The sequence below is a fragment of the Spiroplasma endosymbiont of Melieria omissa genome (assembly GCF_964031175.1).
Lineage (GTDB): Bacteria > Bacillota_I > Bacilli_A > Mycoplasmatales > VBWQ01 > Spiroplasma_E > Spiroplasma_E ixodetis_A.
This window is the reverse complement of sequence record NZ_OZ035012.1, coordinates 1,433,762-1,454,197: the sequence shown is the minus strand read 5'-3', so window position 1 is coordinate 1,454,197 and position 20,436 is coordinate 1,433,762. Positions and strand designations below refer to the sequence as shown.

The window sequence follows — 20,436 nt, the reverse complement described above, 5'->3', positions numbered from 1 at the left end:
AAAATTTATAAACAAGTTGGTAATTTTTTAATAAAAAAATCATTTAATAATTCTCAATTTCACCCTCTTCCAGATTGTGGCGTTAATAATCATTCAGCAAAGGCTTCAGCAAAAAATTCACCTTTTTTATAAGGTTTCGCTTGGCTTCAAAACATACGACCATAATTACTTTGGACAATAATCATTGGGAATACTAATCTTTTTTGATAATCACTACTACTAATATTAACTTTATCATTTAAGTAATCCATTAATAATTGACTACAATCAGAAATTGGCGCCCTCATCACGTGATTTTGTGCTCTTCAAACAGATGAATAATCATTATTAATTTTAAAAATATTTTTATTAAGTAAATAATTTTCGATTTTATTATTTTTAGGCCAATTTCAATTGTTATTAAACGTACTACGTTCATCATCCGTTAATGATAAAAAATTATCGAAAGCATGACCATATTCATGAGTACTAACACTAATTATGTTATTAGTTGGTCATCAACCCGCTTGATAGTTTGCGCTAATTTTTTTAGTATTAACAAAATCTGGACTATAAATTTGACGTTGACTATTAATTAGATAAGAATATTGATTATAAGCAACGACGTTTTTATTTGATATTGGTGCTTGAGTAACACTTTGCATTAAACGTAAAATGTTATTTTTACCATATACTCCTGCCATAATATTATAAAAACGTAATTGTTCTTTTTTTGCTGTTTCAGTAGCAAGTTGACTTAAACGAACATCTTTGATATAATTTTTCTCAATCAACATTACTGTTTTGAGTTCCTAGTCGTGTATTAGTTAAATCATGTGCTAATTGATTAAAATCAAGAAAAGGTAACGGTTTACTAGCATTATCATAAAAACTATTAAATTCATTATTTGCCATTTGACTAGCTGGGTTTTTAATTTTTCGTTCATTCTCTTTAATAAAACTACTCATTTCTGATGATCAATGATAACGTAATAAACTAAGATAATAATCACGATTATAATTAAGTTGACAACTTCAAACAATAATTCAAGCAAGTAAACCAGTAATCAATAAAGATATAAAAATTATAAAAAATTTACGATATTTTTTCATAAAATCTCCTTTTAAAAAAATATTATTAATAATTTCAATTCCTTATTTAAATTAATAATCATAGAAAGAAAAAAATAATTTGTACCTTCTAGACATTTCATATTTTTGTTTGCTTTTTTTTGAAATTGATAACTAAATCATTACCATTATTTTTTCATTTCATTTTAATACTTGTATTGGTAAGGATTGTATTTATTGTTCGGTTTCACTACACGCCATAATTGTTAAACTTGTTGTTATTAAAATTAGTGTCCCTAAAATAGTTAGTAATCTTTTCATATCTTAGTTTAATACTATTATAATCTTTAAATCTTTTAAGATGTATTAATAATTTTATATGATTTCTATGATATTTTTTTGAAATAGTTAATGATGTATTTTAAGTATGATTATTAATTTTTTTTATTTTATATAGTAATTTATTATTTATATAAGTAAAAAATGCACTTCTATAAATTTTAAAAGTGCATTTTATTTAAACTTATTTTTTATCCTAAATCTTCGTCTTTTATTAGAATTTCGCGGTTAGGATTTTGTTCAGCTATTAATTGTTTGTAAATTGTATCACGATATTTTACACAACCATCAATAACATTATCTAAAGGATTTTGAGCAACACGTACTTCAAAGATATCTCCCTCATATTTTTGACGAATTGGTTTTGTACCTTTTTCAGCTTTAACTTCGATGAAATATTCCTTAGCCAATTCTTCTTTAATAAATTCATCAATTTTTTTAATGTAAGCTCCACCACCACAAATTGTGATTCCCTTACCTTTTTTCTTTAAGTCACTAACACTACCAGCAGCTTTTTCCCCAGAAGTTCTTAGTACTCTACGAATTGATGGAATAACATGTTCTCTAAATTGAACTTGCATTACATTTTCACGAATTTCTTCTGGTGTAATTTCAATAGTTTTAGAAATTGACATTGTTTCTCCTGGCTGAGAGTCTAATCTAGGTAATGAAACACCTGAAATAGTGTATGGTTTTTCATCTTGATATTTAAGAAGTGAACCGATGTTCTTTTTAACATCTTCTGCTTCTTTAGTACCAATTTTTAAAGCATGCTTTTTAGCTATGTATTCTTGAATTTTTTGTGTTAAATAGTCTCCAGCACAATGTGTTGTATATGAATATAGGATTGAATCGTTGCTAAGTACGGCAATATCAGTACTTCCCCCACCAATATCAACACACATAATTGCAGTTCCAAAAATATCTTGGCCTGAACCTAATGCTGCCATTTTAACTTCTTCTTGAACAAATCCACGAAGTGCTCCTAAACGATGAACTATATTTTCTAATGCTTCTCTTTGTACTGAATTAATTTCACTTGGTGTTGCCATTAAAACAATTAAATTACGGTTTTTATCAGCTTGTTTTGAATCTTTAATTTCAAGTCTAAAATCTTGAAAAATTTTAGCAAGCATACGTTGTAAAGCATCTGGATCAGCAATATTACCATCACGAACTGGACGCTTAATAACAACATTTTCATTTGTTTTATCAATTAAAGCTTTAGCTTCTTCACCATAAAGAATAACATTTTTTTCATAGTCTTCAGCAAGATAAGTTGGAGCATCATATGTAAGTCCAATGTTAACATACCTTGCTTTAAAGTTTTCTGTTCCGACATCTAAAGCTAATCATTGGTAGTCATTAATAGACTTAATATTACTTTTTTTATTTAAGTTTTCTTTGGGTTTTTTATCAAATAATCCCATTTTTTTCCTCCTTCTACACACCTGGAATTTTAATTACTTGGTCTAATGAATCCTTTTTCATATACATCCTGTTTATGAGTTTCATAGGCTTGAGTCCCTCTAATTACACATTCTCTTGGATTATTAGCAGATACCACATGTTCTAAATTTAGTCGTTTTTTTAGATAAGTTGTAATATTTTCAAGCAAAGCACCCCCACCAGTGACAGTTAAACCGTCTTTCATAATCATTTCTGAAAAGGCAGGTCCAGCTTTATCAATAATGTCACTACATAGTGCAACAATTGGTTCAAAGGCTTCAGTAACTACTCTAGCTACTTCTTGCTTAGGGACTGTAATTTGTTCAGGTTTTTTAGTTTTAGTACTTTTTCCATGTATAGTAATTTTATTTTCACTATCTTTTTCACCATCTATTCAAATACCAGCACTAATTTTTGTTTTTTCAGCCTCCATTGAGCTAAGAGATATATAGTGCATTTTTTCAAAATGTTCTTTAATACTACGTTCAATAGCATTTCCAGCAATTGGAATTGAATCTTGAACAATAACTTCTCCACTTGATAAAATGGCACAGTCAGAAGTTCCACCACCAATATCAAGAATAAATACTCCTGAAGCATCTCAAAGTGCTTCCCCAGCACCAATAGCTGCCAATTTTACTTCAGGAACAATAACAACTTTTTCAGCTTTCATTACGCTTTCATTACTTGCATTATATCTATTGGGAAATTTATCACTATAAATTGGAATTTTAGCTATTTTTTTTCCTCGTAGAATTTCACGTAAAACAGTTCTATCTAATTTATAAACCTTAGATGGAATAGCTACAAGTGCTACTGAATTTTCTCAAATTTTTTCAGATTTCACATCAATAATTTGTGTAAAAATTTCAGTTAATAAAGCAATCAAAGCATTATTATCACTAATAACACCATTAGCCATTGGTTCTCTGAAAATTTTATTCGCTGGAGTTTTTTCTTTCATTAATAAAGCGGCTTCACCAATGAATACTTCTCCGTTTTCTGTATCAAATACAATTGCTGATGGTTGACTATAAACAACCCTTCCATTAACTCTGACAATTAAATTTCTTGTTCCTAAATCTAGAGAAACAATATTAACGTCTTGGTTATTGTGTCCGTCATTAGCAACCTCTATTTTTGTTGCCATATAAAAATCATCTCCTTTTCCCACTCAAATTAATATTTATTTATTAAGTTGATATATGTTAATATTACCACATGTAGATTTGCTAGTAGTAAATTTAGCATATATGATTAGTTGGCTAACTATTTATTTAATTATTACTAGTATATAATTAACTAAAAATGTGAATTGGAGAATAATAATGGAAAATCCAAAAAAAATATTGAAAAAATACGACTTACATGCAGTTAAAAAGTTTGGGCAAAACTTTTTAATTAACAATAATATAATTGATAAAATTGTTAAAACTAGTAATTTTAAAGATGAAGATGGCATTGTTGAAATTGGAGCGGGCATTGGTCATTTAACTAATAAATTACTCAGCACTGCGCAAAAAGTTGTGACAATTGAAATTGAGAAAAAATTAATTCCTGTTTTAGAAAAGGAGTTAAATGAATATAAAAATTTAAAAATTATAAATGATGATTTTTTAAATTTAGATTTAAAAAAAATCATTAATGAAGAATTTGCAATAAATCAAAAAATTCATGTAATTGCAAATTTGCCTTATTATATTACTTCACAAATTGTTTTAAAATTATTAGAAAATATTGAATTATTTGATTCATTTACATTAATGATGCAAAAAGAAGTTGCACAAAGATTTTGTGCTAAACCTAAAACTAAAGTATATAATAATCTTTCTGTTATGTGTCAATTTTATTGTGATGTTAAAATTATTTTTGATGTTAGTCCTAATAATTTTACTCCGATACCTAATGTTACAAGTAGTGTTGTTTATTTTAAAGTAAATCCTAAATTTCAACTTGATGAACCACAATTATTTTGAAAATTTGTAAGAAGTTGTTTTGTTAATAAGAGAAAAACATTAGTTAACAATTTGGGTATTTATTTAAATAGCAAAGAAAAAGCCGTTAATTTAATTAACGACTTATCTTGATCATTAACAATAAGATCTGAAGAATTAACATTTTCAATGTTTTACCAGTTATTTACTATTATTAATAATAAATACCTTTCAGAATAATTATTAAAATTAATGATATTAGAATGTGGATAATAAGTATATAAAACACTTCAGCAATAATCCTTGTTTATTAATAAACATATTTTTAAATATTTATTATCCGTTAACTATTATAATGATTTTATTTTTTCTTAGAACCTGTTTAGAATCTTTTCGAAAATAATGTAAAATGATTATATATTTTAAAATCAGAGGTATATATTATGCATAAAAATTATCCAAGTCATGTCACCAAAGAACAATTTGAGAACATAAAAACAATTTTAGAAAATAGCAAAAAGAAAACAAAACCAAGAAGTTTAGATTTATATGAAGTATTTTGTGCAATTTTATATGTATTAAAAAGTGGTTGTCAATGAAGAATGCTACCAAAAAATTTTCCAAAATGACAAACTGTATATTATTATTTTCAAATTTGAAGTAAAAATAACGGTAAAGAAGCTAGTGTATGGCAATTAATTTTAAAAAAAATTGGTTAAAAAAGTTCGTATCAACAATAATCGCAAAGAACAAACTAGTTTTTGTATAATTGATTCGCAAAGTGTTAAAAATACAGATACTACTGAAAATAAAGGTTATGATGCTGGTAAAAAGATTTCAGGAATAAAGCGTCATATTATTGTTGATTCTCAAGGTTTACCACATGCAATTTACATAACCACAGCAGAAAAAACAGATCGTAATAGCGCTATAATAATGATTGAAAATGAAAAAGAAAATCTTTCTGCAGTTCAAAAAATAATAGTAGATGCTGGTTATACTGGTGAAAAATTTGCTTCTGAAATCAAAACAATCATAAATGCAAATGTTGAAATTATAAAACGCAATGAACTACATACTTTTGTAGTATTACCAAAAAGATGAATTGTAGAACGAAGCTTTGCTTGATTAGAAAAATACAGAAGATTATGAAAAAATTGTGAAAGAAAACTAAATACTAGTTTACAAATGGTTGTTCTTTCCTTTATTTCAGTTTTATTAAAAAGATTCTAAACAGGTTCTTACAAAAGATATAACTTTTTATTAATTATTTTTAATTAATAGTCTTTAAATTTAATATACTTAAATTGTAATAAACATTGTATAATGAAATTATAATTATAATTTTTTAGAAACATGTAAAGGAGGATTTAATGAATAATGTAGAAAACATTGTAGTTTTTGGTTTAAGTGCTAGTCAAAAATTTACACAAGAAGTTTGTAAAAAACTTAATATTGAACCTGGAAAAGCAGAAATTAGTCGTTTTGCTGATGGTGAATTTAACATTCAATCTATAACATCAGTACGAGGGAAAGTGGTATATATTATCCAATCAACTTCGCCGCCAACTAATGATAATTTAATGGAATTATTAATTTTTGTTGATGCTTTAGTTCGTGCATCTGCTGCTAAAATTCATGTAGTAATTCCTTATTTTGGTTATGCTCGTCAAGATCGAAAACAAGGTGGTAGACAACCTATTACTTGTAAACTTGTTGCAAATTTATTAACTATTGCGGGTGTTGATCGTGTTATTACTGTTGATTTACATTCACCACAAGAACAAGGATTTTTTGATGTTCCTGTTGATGATTTACGAGCAACTCAAGATTTAGCATCTTATTTAATTGAAGAAAATTTAACTAATTTAGTTGTTGTATCTCCAGATCATGGTGGTGTTACTCGTGCTCGAAGATTAGGTAATTATTTAAGTGTACCTTTGGCAATTATTGATAAAAGAAGAACAACTCCTAATCAAAGTCAAGTTAAGTTTGTATTAGGAGATGTTAAAGAAAAGAATGCTATTATTATTGATGATATGATTGATACAGGTGGTACTATTATTAATGCAGCAAAAGCTATTAAAGAACATGGTGCAAAATCAGTTTATATTTTAGCTACTCATGGTATTTTTAGTGGTCAAGCTTCAAAAAATTTGAAACAAGCTGTTATTGATGGAATTATTAAGGAAGTTGTTATTACTAATACTATTGAAATTTCTGAGGAAAAAAAGTTTAATGGTTTAAAAATTATTTCAATAGTTGATTTTATTGCAAAAATGATTGATGCTTCAATTAATAATAAATCATTAACAAAAGTTTATGATGATAAAACAAATGAATTAATAAAAAAAATTAATAATAAAAATAGTAAAAAATAATAAAGAGGAAATTTAAAATAGATGAAATTAGTTATTGGATTAGGAAACCCACGTAAAGAGTATGAATTGACACGTCATAATATTGGTTTTATTATTATTGATATGATTTGTGAAACATTACAATTAAAAATTAATCAAACTAAATTTAATGGTCAATATGTTAAAACTGTTGTTAATGGCACTGATGTTATTTTTTTGAAACCATTAACTTTTATGAACTTATCAGGTTTTTGTGTTTCAAATTTTATGAATTATTTTAAAATTAAAATTGAAAACGTGTTAATTATTCACGATGAAGTTGACTTAAATTTTGGTCAATTTCAATACAAACAAAAATTTAGTGCTGCTGGTCATAATGGAATTAAAAGTATTTTTAATCAAATTGGTAGCAAAGATTTTCAAAGATTAAGAATTGGTGTTGGTAAAAATCCTAATTTTAACACGGCTGATTGAGTTTTGAGTAAGTTTAGTAATGATGAGTTAAAGAATATAAAGGATCATAAACAATTTTTTGTAGAAAGCATTAGTAGTTGAATTACTGATAGTAAATTTGAAAATATTATGAATAAATATAATAAAAAATAATTAATATATAGCTAACTAAAGTAATGTTTACTCATATCTTGAAAAACAAAATCAATCGCTTTTTTAATATTTGGTCAATAATTTGGTAATATTTTTCTTATATTATGTTTTATAGCAAATCAAAAATGTTCAATTGGATTTAAATTAGGAGAATATGGCGGAAGAAATAATAGTTTGCATCCAGCATTTTCAATTAATTGTTGTGTTAATTTAGATTTATGAAACGTTGCATTATCTAAAACTATAATTTGTCCACGCTTTAATACTGGAATTAGTTTATTTTTAACATATGATTCAAAAATTTTACTATTGCAATGTCCTTCAAATGCTCATAAGGCTTTTAATTTACCTTTATTTAGTGAACCAATTATACTCATTCTCTTTATTTTATATGCGGGTTTATTATCAAATAATCTTTTACCTTTTTCAGATCAACCATATTTATAAAATTCATTATCATCAATTCCAGATTCATCAATATATACTAAATCTTCATTCATTATTTTAGCTATTTCTTTTAAAAAATCTTCTTGTTTATTTTTATCTCTTTGTTCATATAGAAAAGTTTTTTTATATGTATAATTTAGTTTTTTAAAATAGTTATAAACTGTTTCTTTAGTCATATTTCCAAATTTATCAATTACTTTTTGAACTGTAACATCTTTATTTTCTGCTAAATAATTTTTTAATTCATCTAAATCCTTTATTTTGTGGCTATGTCCTTTTTGATAATTTAAAATTGGTTTTATATGCCCAGTTTCTTTTTTTCTTTTTCTTCATAAAAATAAAGTCTTTCTAGTGATATTGAACACTTTACAAATTTCTTTAATTTTCATATTTTTACTTTCATAAGCTTCTATTACTTTTCTTCGTAAGTCTTCACTGTATGGTTTTGGCATAATTTAATCTTCCTAATCTATTTTAATTATTGCTGAATTGTACTTTTAAATTCAAAAACTGTTTAAATTACATATTATTATTTTACATTATTTATGAGTAAATATTACTTTAGTTAGCTATATTATAAAAATATTAAAGAATATTTTCATTTTTATGTTTTCTACATAAGTAAACATAAAGTTGTGTTTCTTTTTCTTTTTTAATTTTTTCTAATTCTTTTTTTATTTCTTCAATTAATAAAATATCATTTTGTGTTTGCTGATATTGATTTATTTCATTTATTTTTTCAAGTTTTGCTTCTAGTAATTTTTGCTTACAAATAGGACAAAGTTTGTCAAAATCATCATTATTATCATTTTGAAAACTGTCATTATCAAAATTTCATTTCATTTTTTAAGTTTCCTTTACTAGTTTATTTTAATAACAATATTTTGATAATCATTATTAAATAATTATATAATTAATTTATAAATTTATAAATACTTTTTTTGAGTATAAAGGAGACAATATGAAAGCAAAAAAAAATATAATCAAGCCAACAATAGAAAAGGCAAAAACTAAAGTTGAACGACTTAATAAAACTATTAAACCAAAAGTTAAAGATGTAAAAAAAGCAACTAAAGTAAAAACGCAATCAATAAAAACTGACACTGTTAAGCCAATCATTAATAAGATGAAAGTAGATTTTGAAAAATCAAAACATATAATAAAAGAAGAAAATCAAAAAATTGCTAATAAAATTGTCGATACTAAAAATATTTTAATATCAAAAATCGATCAACCAAAACCATTTAAAACTACTGCTATTATTGGTTGTCAATGAGGTGATGAAGGAAAAGGTAAAATAACTGACTATTATAGTCAAAATTCTGATGTTATTGTTCGTTGAAGTGGTGGTGATAATGCCGGACATACAATTGTTTTTGATCATCAAAAATATAAATTAAGTATTATTCCTTCTGGTATCTTTAATAAAGATTCATATTGTGTTATTGCTAATGGTTGTGTTGTTAATCCAGAAAAATTAGTTTCTGAAATTGAATATTTAAAAGCTGCTGGTTTTAGTTGTCAAAATTTACGAATTTCTGATCGTGCTCATATTATTTTACCTTATCATTTAGCATTTGATGAATATGAAGAAAAAATTAAAGGTGATAAAGCTATTGGGACTACTAAAAAAGGAATTGGACCTTGTTATGCTGATAAAGTTAATCGGATTGGAATTCGAATGGGTGATTTATTAGATAAGGATCGGCTATTAGAATTGATTACTGATAATTTGTTAATTAAAAATAAAATATTAAAAAATGTTTATGGATATGAAAAAGAATTTAATGCGCAAACAATATATAATCGTTTATTAGAATTATTACCATACTTTAAAGATTTAATTATTGATACTGGTCAATTTTTAAATGAACAATTAGTTAGAAATAAAAAGATATTATTTGAAGGAGCACAAGGTACTTTATTAGATTTAGATCATGGTACATATCCTTTTGTAACATCTTCTAATCCAAGTGCTAGTTCAATTGCTATTGGTTCAGGTATTTCTTTAAAAGCAATTAATGAAATTATTGGTGTAACTAAAGCATACAGTACAAGAGTTGGTGCTGGTGCGTTTCCTAGTGAAGTTTTTGGTAAATTAGCAGATTATATTCGTATGACTGGTAATGAATATGGCACAGTTTCAAAAAGACCAAGAAGAATTGGATGATTTGATACAGTTATTGCTAAGTATAGTGCACAAATTAATGGATTTACTAGTTTAGCTATTATGTTGTTAGACGTGCTTACTGGTATTGAAACATTAAGCATTTGTACGCATTATACTTTAAATGGTGAAATAATTAGATACATACCTTCTCAAATTAATAACTTTAATAAATGTCAACCACATTTTATTACTATGCCTGGATGAAATGAAGATATTACTAATATTACTAGTTATGATGAATTACCAGAAAATGCTAAAAATTATTTAAAAAAAATTAGTGAGTTGGTGGGTGTTCCAATTAGAATATTTTCTGTTGGTCCAGATCGTAAACAAACTATATTTATTAAGGAGTAAAAATGATTGAACGTTACGAAACAAAAGCAATGACTAATATTTGAAATATGAAAAATCGTTTAAACTTATGAATGAATTTTCAAATTGATGTTTGTGAATCATTACAACATTTAAATATAATTCCTCTTAAAGATTTTCAATTAATTAAAAAAAATGCTAAGTTAGATATTGAATTAATGAATAAATTAGAATTAGAAACTAAGCATGATGTAGTTGCTTTTACTAGAATGTTAAGTGCTAACTTAAAAACTGAAAGTCGTTGAATTCATTATGGTTTAACTTCAACTGATATGGTTGATAGTGTCCAAAATCTACAAATAAAATTTTCAAATGAAATTATTGAAAAAGCTTTAATTACTTTACAATTGAAATTAAAAGAGTTAGCGTTTAAATATAAAAATCAATTAGTAATTGGTCGCAGTCATGGTATTTTTGGTGAACCAACTTCATTAGGATTAAAATTTGCTTTATGATACGATGAAATAAATAGACAGTTAGTAAAGTTGGAATTAGCAAGAAAACAAGTTGAAGTTATTAAGATTACGGGTGCTATGGGTAATTTTGTTCATATTTCGCCAAAAGTTAGTGAATTTATTGCCAAAAAATGAAAAATGGAAGTTGACAGTTGTGCTACGCAGGTAGTACAACGTGATCGTTTGATTTTTTTAATTACACAATTAAGTTCAATTGCTACAACAATTGAAAAAATAGCTTTAGAAATTCGTTTGAGTCAACGTAGCGAAGTTAATGAACTTTTAGAGGGATTTTCTATTTCACAAAAAGGTTCAAGTTCAATGCCACATAAAAAAAATCCAATTGGTTCTGAAAATATTTGTGGTTTAGCAAGATTAGTTCGAAGTTATAATAGTATAGTATATGAGAATAATTTATTATGGTATGAACGTGATATCTCACATAGTTCTAATGAACGCATTATGTTACCTGATATTTATCATATATTAGATTTTATTATTAATAGAATGACAAATATTTTAGATAATTTAGTGATTAATACTAGTGCTATGGCAATTAATATTGCTAAAGCTAATGAACTTTATTTTTCACAAGTAGTTTTATTGGCTATTATTAAAAATAATCCAAAAATAACACGTGAAATTGCTTATGATTTTATTCAAAAATGCACTTTAGAAGCACAAAATAAAATGATTAATTTTAAAGATGTATTAATAAAGAATAATATTAATCAATATTTAACTAGTGAACAGTTAAATGAATGTTGTAATAATAATATTTTTTTAATAAATGTTGATTATATTTTTAAAAAAGTTTTTAAAGATAAATAATGTTTAATATTAAATTTAATTAGCATTTAATTTATTAATTTTTGTTTTTTTATTTTATCTAATAATCAATAAATATAAAAGATTAAGAAAATATTGTAATTAGTCACTAGATTATGTCAGTTTAAGGAGTGAAAATTATGAAGAAATACAAAATCGATAATAGTTTTCCTTTTATAGATCAACATTTTAATTTTATTACAAGCCATGATGATAATGAAGAACATTTTTATGATGTTTTAGATGATCGATACTTAAAAGATAATGGAGAATTAGATATTAATTTATTAAAAAAGAAAATTAATAAAATAAAAATAATATTATATTAGTAATAAGAAATATAAATGTGAAAAAACATTGCAGTCATATATTAAAAAACAATCTATATTTCTTTCTTATAATATAAATAGTCTTAAAAAATTAGAAATTTTCGAAAAACAAAAAACAAGTAAAATTTTTAAATTTAAGAATAAATTAGTTATTTTTTTTACTTTTGGTTATTATAATTTTGAAAAAAAACAAATTAACAAAATAGTATGCGAAAAAGTTAATATAAGTAATCAAAAAGAAGAATTGAAAAAGGTTGGATTAAAAATTTTAAAACTTAATAATATTTTAGAAAAAATAGAAAAAGAAAAAAGAAGACAATGAGAAAAAAATGATCTTTTGAGACATTGATATGATGTTGCAATTTCAAGAAAATTACAAAATCAACCATTAATGAGTAATGGTAATCAGTATTTACTAATAAATAATTCTGATAATGAAAAAATAGTGTTATTTCACGCGTAAATAGTGATTATCAGTTTTACTTAAATGTTGATATAGATGCTGTTAACTCTGATAATGGTTTTAATAAAAATCAATATCAACAAAAATGTTCCGTTTTATAAAAAAAAGATTAATAAAATATTATTAATTTAAATAAGTATTTACAATAAATAATACTATTTTAATGTAAAATTATAATTATTAAATTTAGGAGCAAATAATGACAAAAAAATTTTATATTACTACCCCTATTTATTATCCTAGTGCTAAGTTACACTTGGGACATGCTTATACAACAATTATTGCTGATGTTTTAGCTCGCTATAAGAAAATGCAAGGTTATGAAGTATTCTTTTTAACTGGAAGTGATGAACATGGTCAAAAAATTGCTAAAAAGGCGGATGAAAATAAACAAACTCCACAAAAATTTGTTGATGATATTGTTGTTGGGTTTAAGAATTTATGAAAAAACTTAAATATTGATTATGATAAATTTATTAGAACAACTGATAAAAATCATATTTTAAGTATTCAGAAAATATTCAGCAAATTATTAAAACAAAATGATATTTATTTGGGAAAATATGAAGGCTCATATTGTATTTCTTGTGAAGAATTTTTGACAGATAGCCAAATTAATAAAACTAATAATACATGTAAAATATGTCAAGGTAATATTACTACTTTATCAGAACCATCATATTTTTTAAAATTGGAAAAATATACTAAACAATTATTAAAATATTATGATGAACACCCATTATTTTTATGACCACTTAATCGTAAAACGGAAATGATTAATAATTTTATTACACCAGGCTTAGAAAATTTAAGTGTTACTAGAACGAGTTTTACTTGAGGCGTACCAGTATTAGAAAATCCAAAACATGTTATTTATGTTTGAATTGATGCATTAAGTAATTATTTAACAGGATTAGGTTATTTACAAGATGATGACATTAATTTTAAAAAATTTTGACTAGATTCAAATTGTGAAATTGTGAATTTAGTTGGTAAAGAAATTAGTCGTTTTCATATGATTTATTGACCAATTTTATTAATGGGATTAAACTTGAGACAACCAAATCGAATTTTGGCTCACGGTTGAATTACTAATGAAGAAGGAAAAATGTCAAAATCAAAAGGTAATGTTATTGATCCTTTAGTATTAGTAAATCGTTATGGTGCAGATGGATTACGGTTTTTTTTAATGAAAGAAATTATTATTGGTCATGATGCAAAATATAGTCATGAATTATTTTTAAATTGTTATAACTCTTATCTTGTTAATGATTTAGGCAATTTGCTTTCGCGAACAGTTACAATGATCATTAAATATTGTGATGGTAAAATTCCCAAAGTTAATTTAAATAAGTTACAACCAGAAGCAATAGAAATAATTAAAATTATTAAAAGTACTATTAATGATTTTAATATTGAAATGGATGAGTATCAAATTCATGAAGCAATTAATGTCGTTTTTAAATTAATAACTAGTGGTAATAAATTAATTGATTTAACAAAACCATGAGATTTACATAAAAATAATAAAACTATTGAATTACATAATATTTTAAATTTATTAGCAAATATTTTAATTATTAGTAGTGCTTTATTAAGTCCAATTTTGGTTAATAGTTCATTAAAAATTCATGAACAATTGGGTGTCTTAAAAATTACTAAGCCAATAGTCAATATTAACTTGAATGAAGTTTTTAATAAATCTGTTAATAAAAAAGAGTTATTATTTCCAAGATTAAATATTGAAGATGAATTATCATTTTTAAACAATGCATTTAAATAAAATATAAGAGTTATTAAAAAATGCCAGTTTATAGATAATAAATATCCAATTCATTTTGTATGATTGGAGAAATACCAATTACTGTAAGAACCTGTTTAGGATCTTTTTTGATTAATTTTTAATAAAATTTATATTATAATGGTTATTTTATAATAAAAAATAGATTTTTAGTCGATAAGTTTTCAAATGATAAAATCTTTTTAATAAAATTGAAATAAAGGAAAGAACAACCATTTGTAAACTAGTATTTAGTTTTCTTTCACAATTTTTTCATAATCTTCTGTATTTTTCTAATCAAGCAAAGCTTCGTTCTACAATTCATCTTTTTGGTAATACTACAAAAGTATGTAGTTCATTGCGTTTTATAACTTCAACATTTGCATTTATGATTGTTTTGATTTCAGAAGCAAATTTTTCACCAGTATAACCAGCATCTACTATTATTTTTTGAACTGCAGAAAGATTTTCTTTTTCATTTTCAATCATTATTATAGCACTATTACGATCTGTTTTTTCTGCTGTGGTTATGTAAATTGCATGTGGTAAACCTTGTGAATCAACAACAATATGACGCTTTATTCCTGAAATCTTTTTACCAGCATCATAACCTTTATTTTCAGTAGTATCTGTATTTTTAACACTTTGCGAATCAATTATACAAAAACTAGTTTGTTCTTTGCGATTATTGTTGATACGAACTTTTTTAACCAATTTTTTTTAAAATTAATTGCCATACACTAGCTTCTTTACCGTTATTTTTACTTCAAATTTGAAAATAATAATATACAGTTTGTCATTTTGGAAAATTTTTTGGTAGCATTCTTCATTGACAACCACTTTTTAATACATATAAAATTGCACAAAATACTTCATATAAATCTAAACTTCTTGGTTTTGTTTTCTTTTTGCTATTTTCTAAAATTGATTTTATGTTCTCAAATTGTTCTTTGGTGACATGACTTGGATAATTTTTATGCATAATATATACCTCTGATTTTAAAATATATAATCATTTTACATTATTTTCGAAAAGATTCTAAACAGGTTCTAAGAAATAATATAATTTATGCGGCTTTATTACATCAACATGAACGTGAAGTTATTTTATGAATTTCTAAAAATGAAAAAAATAGAGAAATTACTGAAAATGAAAAACAACAACATAAGTTACTTAATAATATTAAAATTATTAGTTTAAAAGAAATAGAAAATTTAGAAAATAATGATGTATTAATATTTGAACAAATATTTAAAAGTAATAGATTAGCAATTAAAGAAAAACTAAAATCAGCATTAGATTTTATAAGAATTGTTATATTAAACCAATATGGAGGCATTTATTTAGATGGTGATGTTGAATTAAAACGTTCAATCCCTAGATTTCTTTATGCTTGTTATGGTATTTTATTAAATATTAAAATTCAAAAAAATGATAATTATAAATTATATTTTGATACAGATTTTTATGATGTAATTGTTGTCACAAAGCATTCTAAAATTATTAGTAAGGTCATAAATGAATTAAGAGAAGAATTAGATCAAAAAAATAATCCAACATATGATGTAGGAGAATTGGTAAAAATTGAAAAAATTGTTAATGATATAATTGAAAATAATTTTAAAGAAGAAGAAAAAGAAATATTATATGATGCTAATAGTCAATATATAGGAGTAGATTTTTATTCAATGAAAAATAATTTATATTTTTCATTAAAGACTTTTAGAAAAATGGCATTTCCATCAGAATTATTTTCTTCTTTTGATATTGGTTATCAACATGGTTCCAATAATTGAAATGAAATAAATGAAACCGAATATAATAAACAAAGAAGATTACAAAAAATATCAGAAGAGTATGTAAAACAAATAAAAATAATAGAAAACATTTCAATAATGATTACATTTGAGGGTAATTATAGTGAAAAAGATAAATTTTTATTTCAAAAGCATTTTCAAAAACTTAAAGAGATTTATAATGAGTATATATGAGTAATAATTAATATTAAAACTGATTTAGGAGAAAATAAGTTAAAAGTTATTGAATGAAGTAATAAAAGTAAAGATGAAATAAATATTGAAGGTAAAAAAAAGAGAATACAGTTTAAACTATCAAGCAGAAGAAAATCAAAAAAATACAACAAAATTTTTATAAAAAAAGAGGCTTTTATGTAATCTGTGTATCTTTGTTTTACAAAGTTACTAGTTCAGATTAATTCTATCTTCAAATTTTATCATAAAATGAGCAATTGCTGTATTTCAATTTTGAATGGGCATTGTTCATTTTTTTGTTATATTTTCAATTGCTAAGTAAAATATTTTGAAAACTGCCATATCATTAGGAAAAACTTTTTTATTTCTGATAACTTTTCGTAATTGACTATTAACAGATTCAATAGCATTTGTAGTATAAATCACTCTTTTAATTTCTGGTGGATAACTAATAAAAACCATTAAATTATCTCAATTTTTATATCAAGATTTAGTAATTTGCGGATATTGTTTATTTCATTTACTTTCAAATGATTCTAAAGCTTGCATTGCTTGTTCTTCACTACATGCACTATAAATTGGTTTTAAATCTGCAACTAAGGTTTTTCGATGTTTGTATGAAACATATTTTAAACTATTTCTAATTTGATGAACTATGCATAATTGATGTTCAGTTTTAGGATAAACTGCTTGTATTGCTTCTGACATGCCTGTTAAATTATCACTACAAGCAATCAAAATATCATTTAAGCCTCGATTTTTCATTTCTGTAAAATTAGCTAGTCAAAATTTAGAACCTTCATTTTCACTAATTCATAAACCTAAAACATCTTTTTTGCCTTCTAAATCCACTCCTAATGCTATATAAACTGATTTGTTAATAATGCGTTTATCTTGCCGTACTTTAACTACTATACAATTAAAATAAACAATAGAATAAATACTTTCTAATGGTCGATTTTGCCACGCCTTGACATCATCTATAGCTAACTAAAGTAATATTTACTCATAAATAATGTAAAATAATAATATGTAATTTAAACAGTTTTTGAATTTAAAAGTACAATTCAGCAATAATTAAAATAGATTAGGAAGATTAAATTATGCCAAAACCATACAGTGAAGACTTACGAAGAAAAGTAATAGAAGCTTATGAAAGTAAAAATATGAAAATTAAAGAAATTTGTAAAGTGTTCAATATCACTAGAAAGACTTTATTTTTATGAAGAAAAAGAAAAAAAGAAACTGGGCATATAAAACCAATTTTGAATTATCAAAAAGGACATAGCCACAAAATAAAGGATTTAGATGAATTAAAAAATTATTTAGCAGAAAATAAAGATGTTACAGTTCAAAAAGTAATTGATAAATTTGGAAATATGACTAAAGAAACAGTTTATAACTATTTTAAAAAACTAAATTATACATATAAAAAAAACTTTTCTATATGAACAAAGAGATAAAAATAAACAAGAAGATTTTTTAAAAGAAATAGCTAAAATAATGAATGAAGATTTAGTATATATTGATGAATCTGGAATTGATGATAATGAATTTTATAAATATGGTTGATCTGAAAAAGGTAAAAGATTATTTGATAATAAACCCGCATATAAAATAAAGAGAATGAGTATAATTGGTTCACTAAATAAAGGTAAATTAAAAGCCTTATGAGCATTTGAAGGACATTGCAATAGTAAAATTTTTGAATCATATGTTAAAAATAAACTAATTCCAGTATTAAAGCGTGGACAAATTATAGTTTTAGATAATGCAACGTTTCATAAATCTAAATTAACACAACAATTAATTGAAAATGCTGGATGCAAACTATTATTTCTTCCGCCATATTCTCCTAATTTAAATCCAATTGAACATTTTTGATTTGCTATAAAACATAATATAAGAAAAATATTACCAAATTATTGACCAAATATTAAAAAAGCGATTGATTTTGTTTTTCAAGATATGAGTAAACATTACTTTAGTTAGCTATATGTAATTTAAACAGTTTTTGAATTTAAAAGTACAATTCAGCAATAATTAAAATAGATTAGGAAGATTAAATTATGCCAAAACCATACAGTGAAGACTTACGAAGAAAAGTAATAGAAGCTTATGAAAGTAAAAATATGAAAATTAAAGAAATTTGTAAAGTGTTCAATATCACTAGAAAGACTTTATTTTTATGAAGAAAAAGAAAAAAAGAAACTGGGCATATAAAACCAATTTTGAATTATCAAAAAGGACATAGCCACAAAATAAAGGATTTAGATGAATTAAAAAATTATTTAGCAGAAAATAAAGATGTTACAGTTCAAAAAGTAATTGATAAATTTGGAAATATGACTAAAGAAACAGTTTATAACTATTTTAAAAAACTAAATTATACATATAAAAAAAACTTTTCTATATGAACAAAGAGATAAAAATAAACAAGAAGATTTTTTAAAAGAAATAGCTAAAATAATGAATGAAGATTTAGTATATATTGATGAATCTGGAATTGATGATAATGAATTTTATAAATATGGTTGATCTGAAAAAGGTAAAAGATTATTTGATAATAAACCCGCATATAAAATAAAGAGAATGAGTATAATTGGTTCACTAAATAAAGGTAAATTAAAAGCCTTATGAGCATTTGAAGGACATTGCAATAGTAAAATTTTTGAATCATATGTTAAAAATAAACTAATTCCAGTATTAAAGCGTGGACAAATTATAGTTTTAGATAATGCAACGTTTCATAAATCTAAATTAACACAACAATTAATTGAAAATGCTGGATGCAAACTATTATTTCTTCCGCCATATTCTCCTAATTTAAATCCAATTGAACATTTTTGATTTGCTATAAAACATAATATAAGAAAAATATTACCAAATTATTGACCAAATATTAAAAAAGCTATTGATTTTGTTTTTCAAGATATGAGTAAACATTACTTTAGTTAGCTATATATTGATGGAACAACTCCAGAAACTATTAATAATAATTTTTTCTTTGATTATGTTCATCCAAATAAATGAGCACATGATCAAATTGGTTTTGAACTATTCACTGAACTTACTTCATAAAAAATGTAACAAAAACAATAAATTAACAATATTTTTATTCTTAATTTATTTTAATATATATAGTATTAAAGTAGTATAATACATATAAAGCCAAGAAAGAAGGTGTATTTAATGATTAAAAAAATTAACGATGATCTAAATGATTATATTAGCGAACATCTAAAATATCAAATGCTTAGTTTTAAATTAAGTAATGATGCAAATCAAAAAGGATATCCTGGGTTTGCACGCTTCTTCCAAGTAGAAGCAGCTGATGCTGTTGTTCATATTCGTAAAATTTGTAACTATTTAATGGATCAAGATGCTCAAGTTGAAATTAAAGACATTAAAGTTCCAACTTTTACTACAAAAAACATTGAAGAAGCATTAAAAAAATTAAAATCTACTAAAGAAGAATTACTTGATTTTACCAATAAACTTGTTAAAAGTGCTCGTGAAAATAATGATAATTTAACTGCGAAATTTTATGACTGATTCTTAATTGATTTCTATGAAGAAATTGCTTATGAAAAAGACTTATTGGATTGAATTGCAATGTCTAATAGTAACCTTTATAAAATTGACAAACGTTTACTAAAAACTGAAGAGCCAGATACTTTAAAAGTTATTGTTCCATTTTATGAACCCGAATAAATTTCATATTTAACTCTTAATTTTCACCAAAAATGTATAAAAAATTATACATTTTTTATTTTTTTAGGTAATGTTTAGTAATCTGTGTAACTTACAAAAATAACTATGTTTAATTAATTCTAGTAAATATAGCTAACTAAAGTAATAT

22 protein-coding genes and 2 pseudogenes are annotated in these 20,436 nt (G+C 24.2%); 16 read left to right on the top strand and 8 right to left on the bottom strand.

Features of this window, described 5'->3' with window-relative positions; genetic code table 4:
* Positions 1-5 precede the first annotated feature (5 nt).
* The 4 genes from ACQH26_RS09495 to ACQH26_RS09480 all read right to left on the bottom strand — a co-directional run bounded on the left by ACQH26_RS09495 (position 6) and on the right by ACQH26_RS09480 (position 3,988).
* Complete coding sequence (locus ACQH26_RS09495) at positions 6-776, bottom strand: hypothetical protein (protein WP_425382358.1); 771 nt, start codon at positions 774-776, stop codon at positions 6-8.
* Positions 688-1,050 carry a hypothetical protein gene (locus ACQH26_RS09490; protein WP_425382357.1) on the bottom strand — a complete coding sequence of 121 codons (363 nt, stop codon included), beginning with the start codon at positions 1,048-1,050 and terminating at the stop codon, positions 688-690. Before ACQH26_RS09490 ends, ACQH26_RS09495 begins: the two co-directional genes overlap by 89 nt.
* 530 nt (positions 1,051-1,580) lie before the next feature.
* Positions 1,581-2,819, bottom strand: coding sequence for a rod shape-determining protein (locus tag ACQH26_RS09485; protein ID WP_425382356.1), 1,239 nt, complete (start codon positions 2,817-2,819; stop codon positions 1,581-1,583).
* Between the two features lie 29 nt (positions 2,820-2,848).
* The gene (locus ACQH26_RS09480) at positions 2,849-3,988 is read right to left on the bottom strand and encodes a rod shape-determining protein (protein ID WP_425382355.1); all 1,140 of its coding nucleotides are present in this window, start codon (positions 3,986-3,988) and stop codon (positions 2,849-2,851) included.
* Positions 3,989-4,166: 178 nt separating this feature from the next.
* Between ACQH26_RS09480 and rsmA the strand changes: the two genes are divergently transcribed.
* The 4 genes from rsmA to pth all read left to right on the top strand — a co-directional run bounded on the left by rsmA (position 4,167) and on the right by pth (position 7,738).
* Positions 4,167-5,012 carry a 16S rRNA (adenine(1518)-N(6)/adenine(1519)-N(6))-dimethyltransferase RsmA gene (gene rsmA, locus ACQH26_RS09475; protein WP_425382354.1) on the top strand — a complete coding sequence of 282 codons (846 nt, stop codon included), beginning with the start codon at positions 4,167-4,169 and terminating at the stop codon, positions 5,010-5,012.
* Between the two features lie 203 nt (positions 5,013-5,215).
* Positions 5,216-6,005 (top strand): IS5 family transposase gene (locus ACQH26_RS09470; protein WP_425382212.1). Its coding sequence is split into 2 segments (ribosomal slippage): positions 5,216-5,476 and positions 5,478-6,005, totalling 789 coding nucleotides; the frame shifts between segments, so codons are not numbered across the junction.
* A gap of 140 nt (positions 6,006-6,145) precedes the next feature.
* Positions 6,146-7,153: a ribose-phosphate diphosphokinase gene (locus ACQH26_RS09465; RefSeq protein WP_425382353.1), complete on the top strand. Its 1,008-nt coding sequence runs from the start codon at positions 6,146-6,148 to the stop codon at positions 7,151-7,153.
* A gap of 21 nt (positions 7,154-7,174) precedes the next feature.
* Entirely contained in the window at positions 7,175-7,738 is a 564-nt protein-coding gene (gene pth / locus ACQH26_RS09460) for an aminoacyl-tRNA hydrolase (RefSeq protein ID WP_425382352.1), read from the top strand.
* Positions 7,739-7,749: 11 nt separating this feature from the next.
* Here pth and ACQH26_RS09455 read toward each other — a convergent pair whose 3' ends face one another.
* Positions 7,750-8,637, bottom strand: a complete 888-nt coding sequence (locus tag ACQH26_RS09455; RefSeq protein ID WP_425382094.1) for an IS630 family transposase — start codon at positions 8,635-8,637, stop codon at positions 7,750-7,752.
* 133 nt (positions 8,638-8,770) lie between these two features.
* A complete protein-coding gene (locus ACQH26_RS09450) occupies positions 8,771-9,028 on the bottom strand; it encodes a hypothetical protein (RefSeq protein WP_252320612.1) in 258 nt (85 codons plus the stop codon).
* Between the two features lie 118 nt (positions 9,029-9,146).
* Here ACQH26_RS09450 and ACQH26_RS09445 point away from each other — a divergent pair, with 118 nt between their 5' ends.
* The 5 genes from ACQH26_RS09445 to metG all read left to right on the top strand — a co-directional run bounded on the left by ACQH26_RS09445 (position 9,147) and on the right by metG (position 14,585).
* A complete protein-coding gene (locus tag ACQH26_RS09445; protein ID WP_425382351.1) occupies positions 9,147-10,709 on the top strand; it encodes an adenylosuccinate synthase in 1,563 nt (520 codons plus the stop codon).
* Between the two features lie 2 nt (positions 10,710-10,711).
* Positions 10,712-12,013 (top strand): adenylosuccinate lyase, encoded by a 1,302-nt coding sequence (gene purB / locus ACQH26_RS09440; protein WP_425382350.1) that lies wholly within the window; start codon positions 10,712-10,714, stop codon positions 12,011-12,013.
* Between the two features lie 137 nt (positions 12,014-12,150).
* Entirely contained in the window at positions 12,151-12,339 is a 189-nt protein-coding gene (locus ACQH26_RS09435; RefSeq protein WP_425382349.1) for a hypothetical protein, read from the top strand.
* Between the two features lie 244 nt (positions 12,340-12,583).
* Complete coding sequence (locus ACQH26_RS09430) at positions 12,584-12,802, top strand: hypothetical protein (RefSeq protein WP_425382348.1); 219 nt, start codon at positions 12,584-12,586, stop codon at positions 12,800-12,802.
* 199 nt (positions 12,803-13,001) lie between these two features.
* Positions 13,002-14,585, top strand: a complete 1,584-nt coding sequence (gene metG, locus ACQH26_RS09425) for a methionine--tRNA ligase (RefSeq protein WP_425382347.1) — start codon at positions 13,002-13,004, stop codon at positions 14,583-14,585.
* Between the two features lie 147 nt (positions 14,586-14,732).
* Here the strand turns inward: metG and ACQH26_RS09420 are convergent.
* Positions 14,733-15,564, bottom strand: a protein-coding gene (locus ACQH26_RS09420) for an IS5 family transposase (RefSeq protein ID WP_425382346.1) whose coding sequence is annotated in 2 segments (ribosomal slippage) — positions 14,733-15,293 and positions 15,295-15,564 — 831 coding nt in all. Because the reading frame shifts where the segments join, the coding sequence is not laid out codon by codon here.
* A 5-nt stretch (positions 15,565-15,569) separates the two neighbouring features.
* Between ACQH26_RS09420 and ACQH26_RS09415 the strand changes: the two are divergent.
* Both ACQH26_RS09415 and ACQH26_RS09410 read left to right on the top strand, forming a co-directional pair.
* Positions 15,570-15,950, top strand: a pseudogene (locus ACQH26_RS09415) (glycosyltransferase); the annotation flags it as partial.
* A 207-nt stretch (positions 15,951-16,157) separates the two neighbouring features.
* A complete protein-coding gene (locus ACQH26_RS09410) occupies positions 16,158-16,757 on the top strand; it encodes a hypothetical protein (protein WP_425382345.1) in 600 nt (199 codons plus the stop codon).
* A 27-nt stretch (positions 16,758-16,784) separates the two neighbouring features.
* Here the strand turns inward: ACQH26_RS09410 and ACQH26_RS09405 are convergent.
* Positions 16,785-17,558: pseudogene (locus ACQH26_RS09405) on the bottom strand (IS256 family transposase); the annotation flags it as partial.
* Between the two features lie 119 nt (positions 17,559-17,677).
* Between ACQH26_RS09405 and ACQH26_RS09400 the strand changes: the two are divergent.
* The 5 genes from ACQH26_RS09400 (at position 17,678) to ACQH26_RS09380 (ending at position 20,288) form a co-directional block, all read left to right on the top strand.
* The gene (locus tag ACQH26_RS09400; RefSeq protein WP_425381863.1) at positions 17,678-18,037 is read left to right on the top strand and encodes a helix-turn-helix domain-containing protein; all 360 of its coding nucleotides are present in this window, start codon (positions 17,678-17,680) and stop codon (positions 18,035-18,037) included.
* 40 nt (positions 18,038-18,077) lie between these two features.
* Positions 18,078-18,566 carry an IS630 family transposase gene (locus tag ACQH26_RS09395; RefSeq protein ID WP_425381862.1) on the top strand — a complete coding sequence of 163 codons (489 nt, stop codon included), beginning with the start codon at positions 18,078-18,080 and terminating at the stop codon, positions 18,564-18,566.
* A gap of 77 nt (positions 18,567-18,643) precedes the next feature.
* Positions 18,644-19,003, top strand: a complete 360-nt coding sequence (locus ACQH26_RS09390) for a helix-turn-helix domain-containing protein (protein WP_425381863.1) — start codon at positions 18,644-18,646, stop codon at positions 19,001-19,003.
* Positions 19,004-19,043: 40 nt separating this feature from the next.
* Complete coding sequence (locus ACQH26_RS09385) at positions 19,044-19,532, top strand: IS630 family transposase (protein WP_425381862.1); 489 nt, start codon at positions 19,044-19,046, stop codon at positions 19,530-19,532.
* Positions 19,533-19,766: 234 nt separating this feature from the next.
* Positions 19,767-20,288: a ferritin-like domain-containing protein gene (locus tag ACQH26_RS09380; RefSeq protein WP_174481292.1), complete on the top strand. Its 522-nt coding sequence runs from the start codon at positions 19,767-19,769 to the stop codon at positions 20,286-20,288.
* The last annotated feature ends 148 nt before the right edge of the window (positions 20,289-20,436 follow it).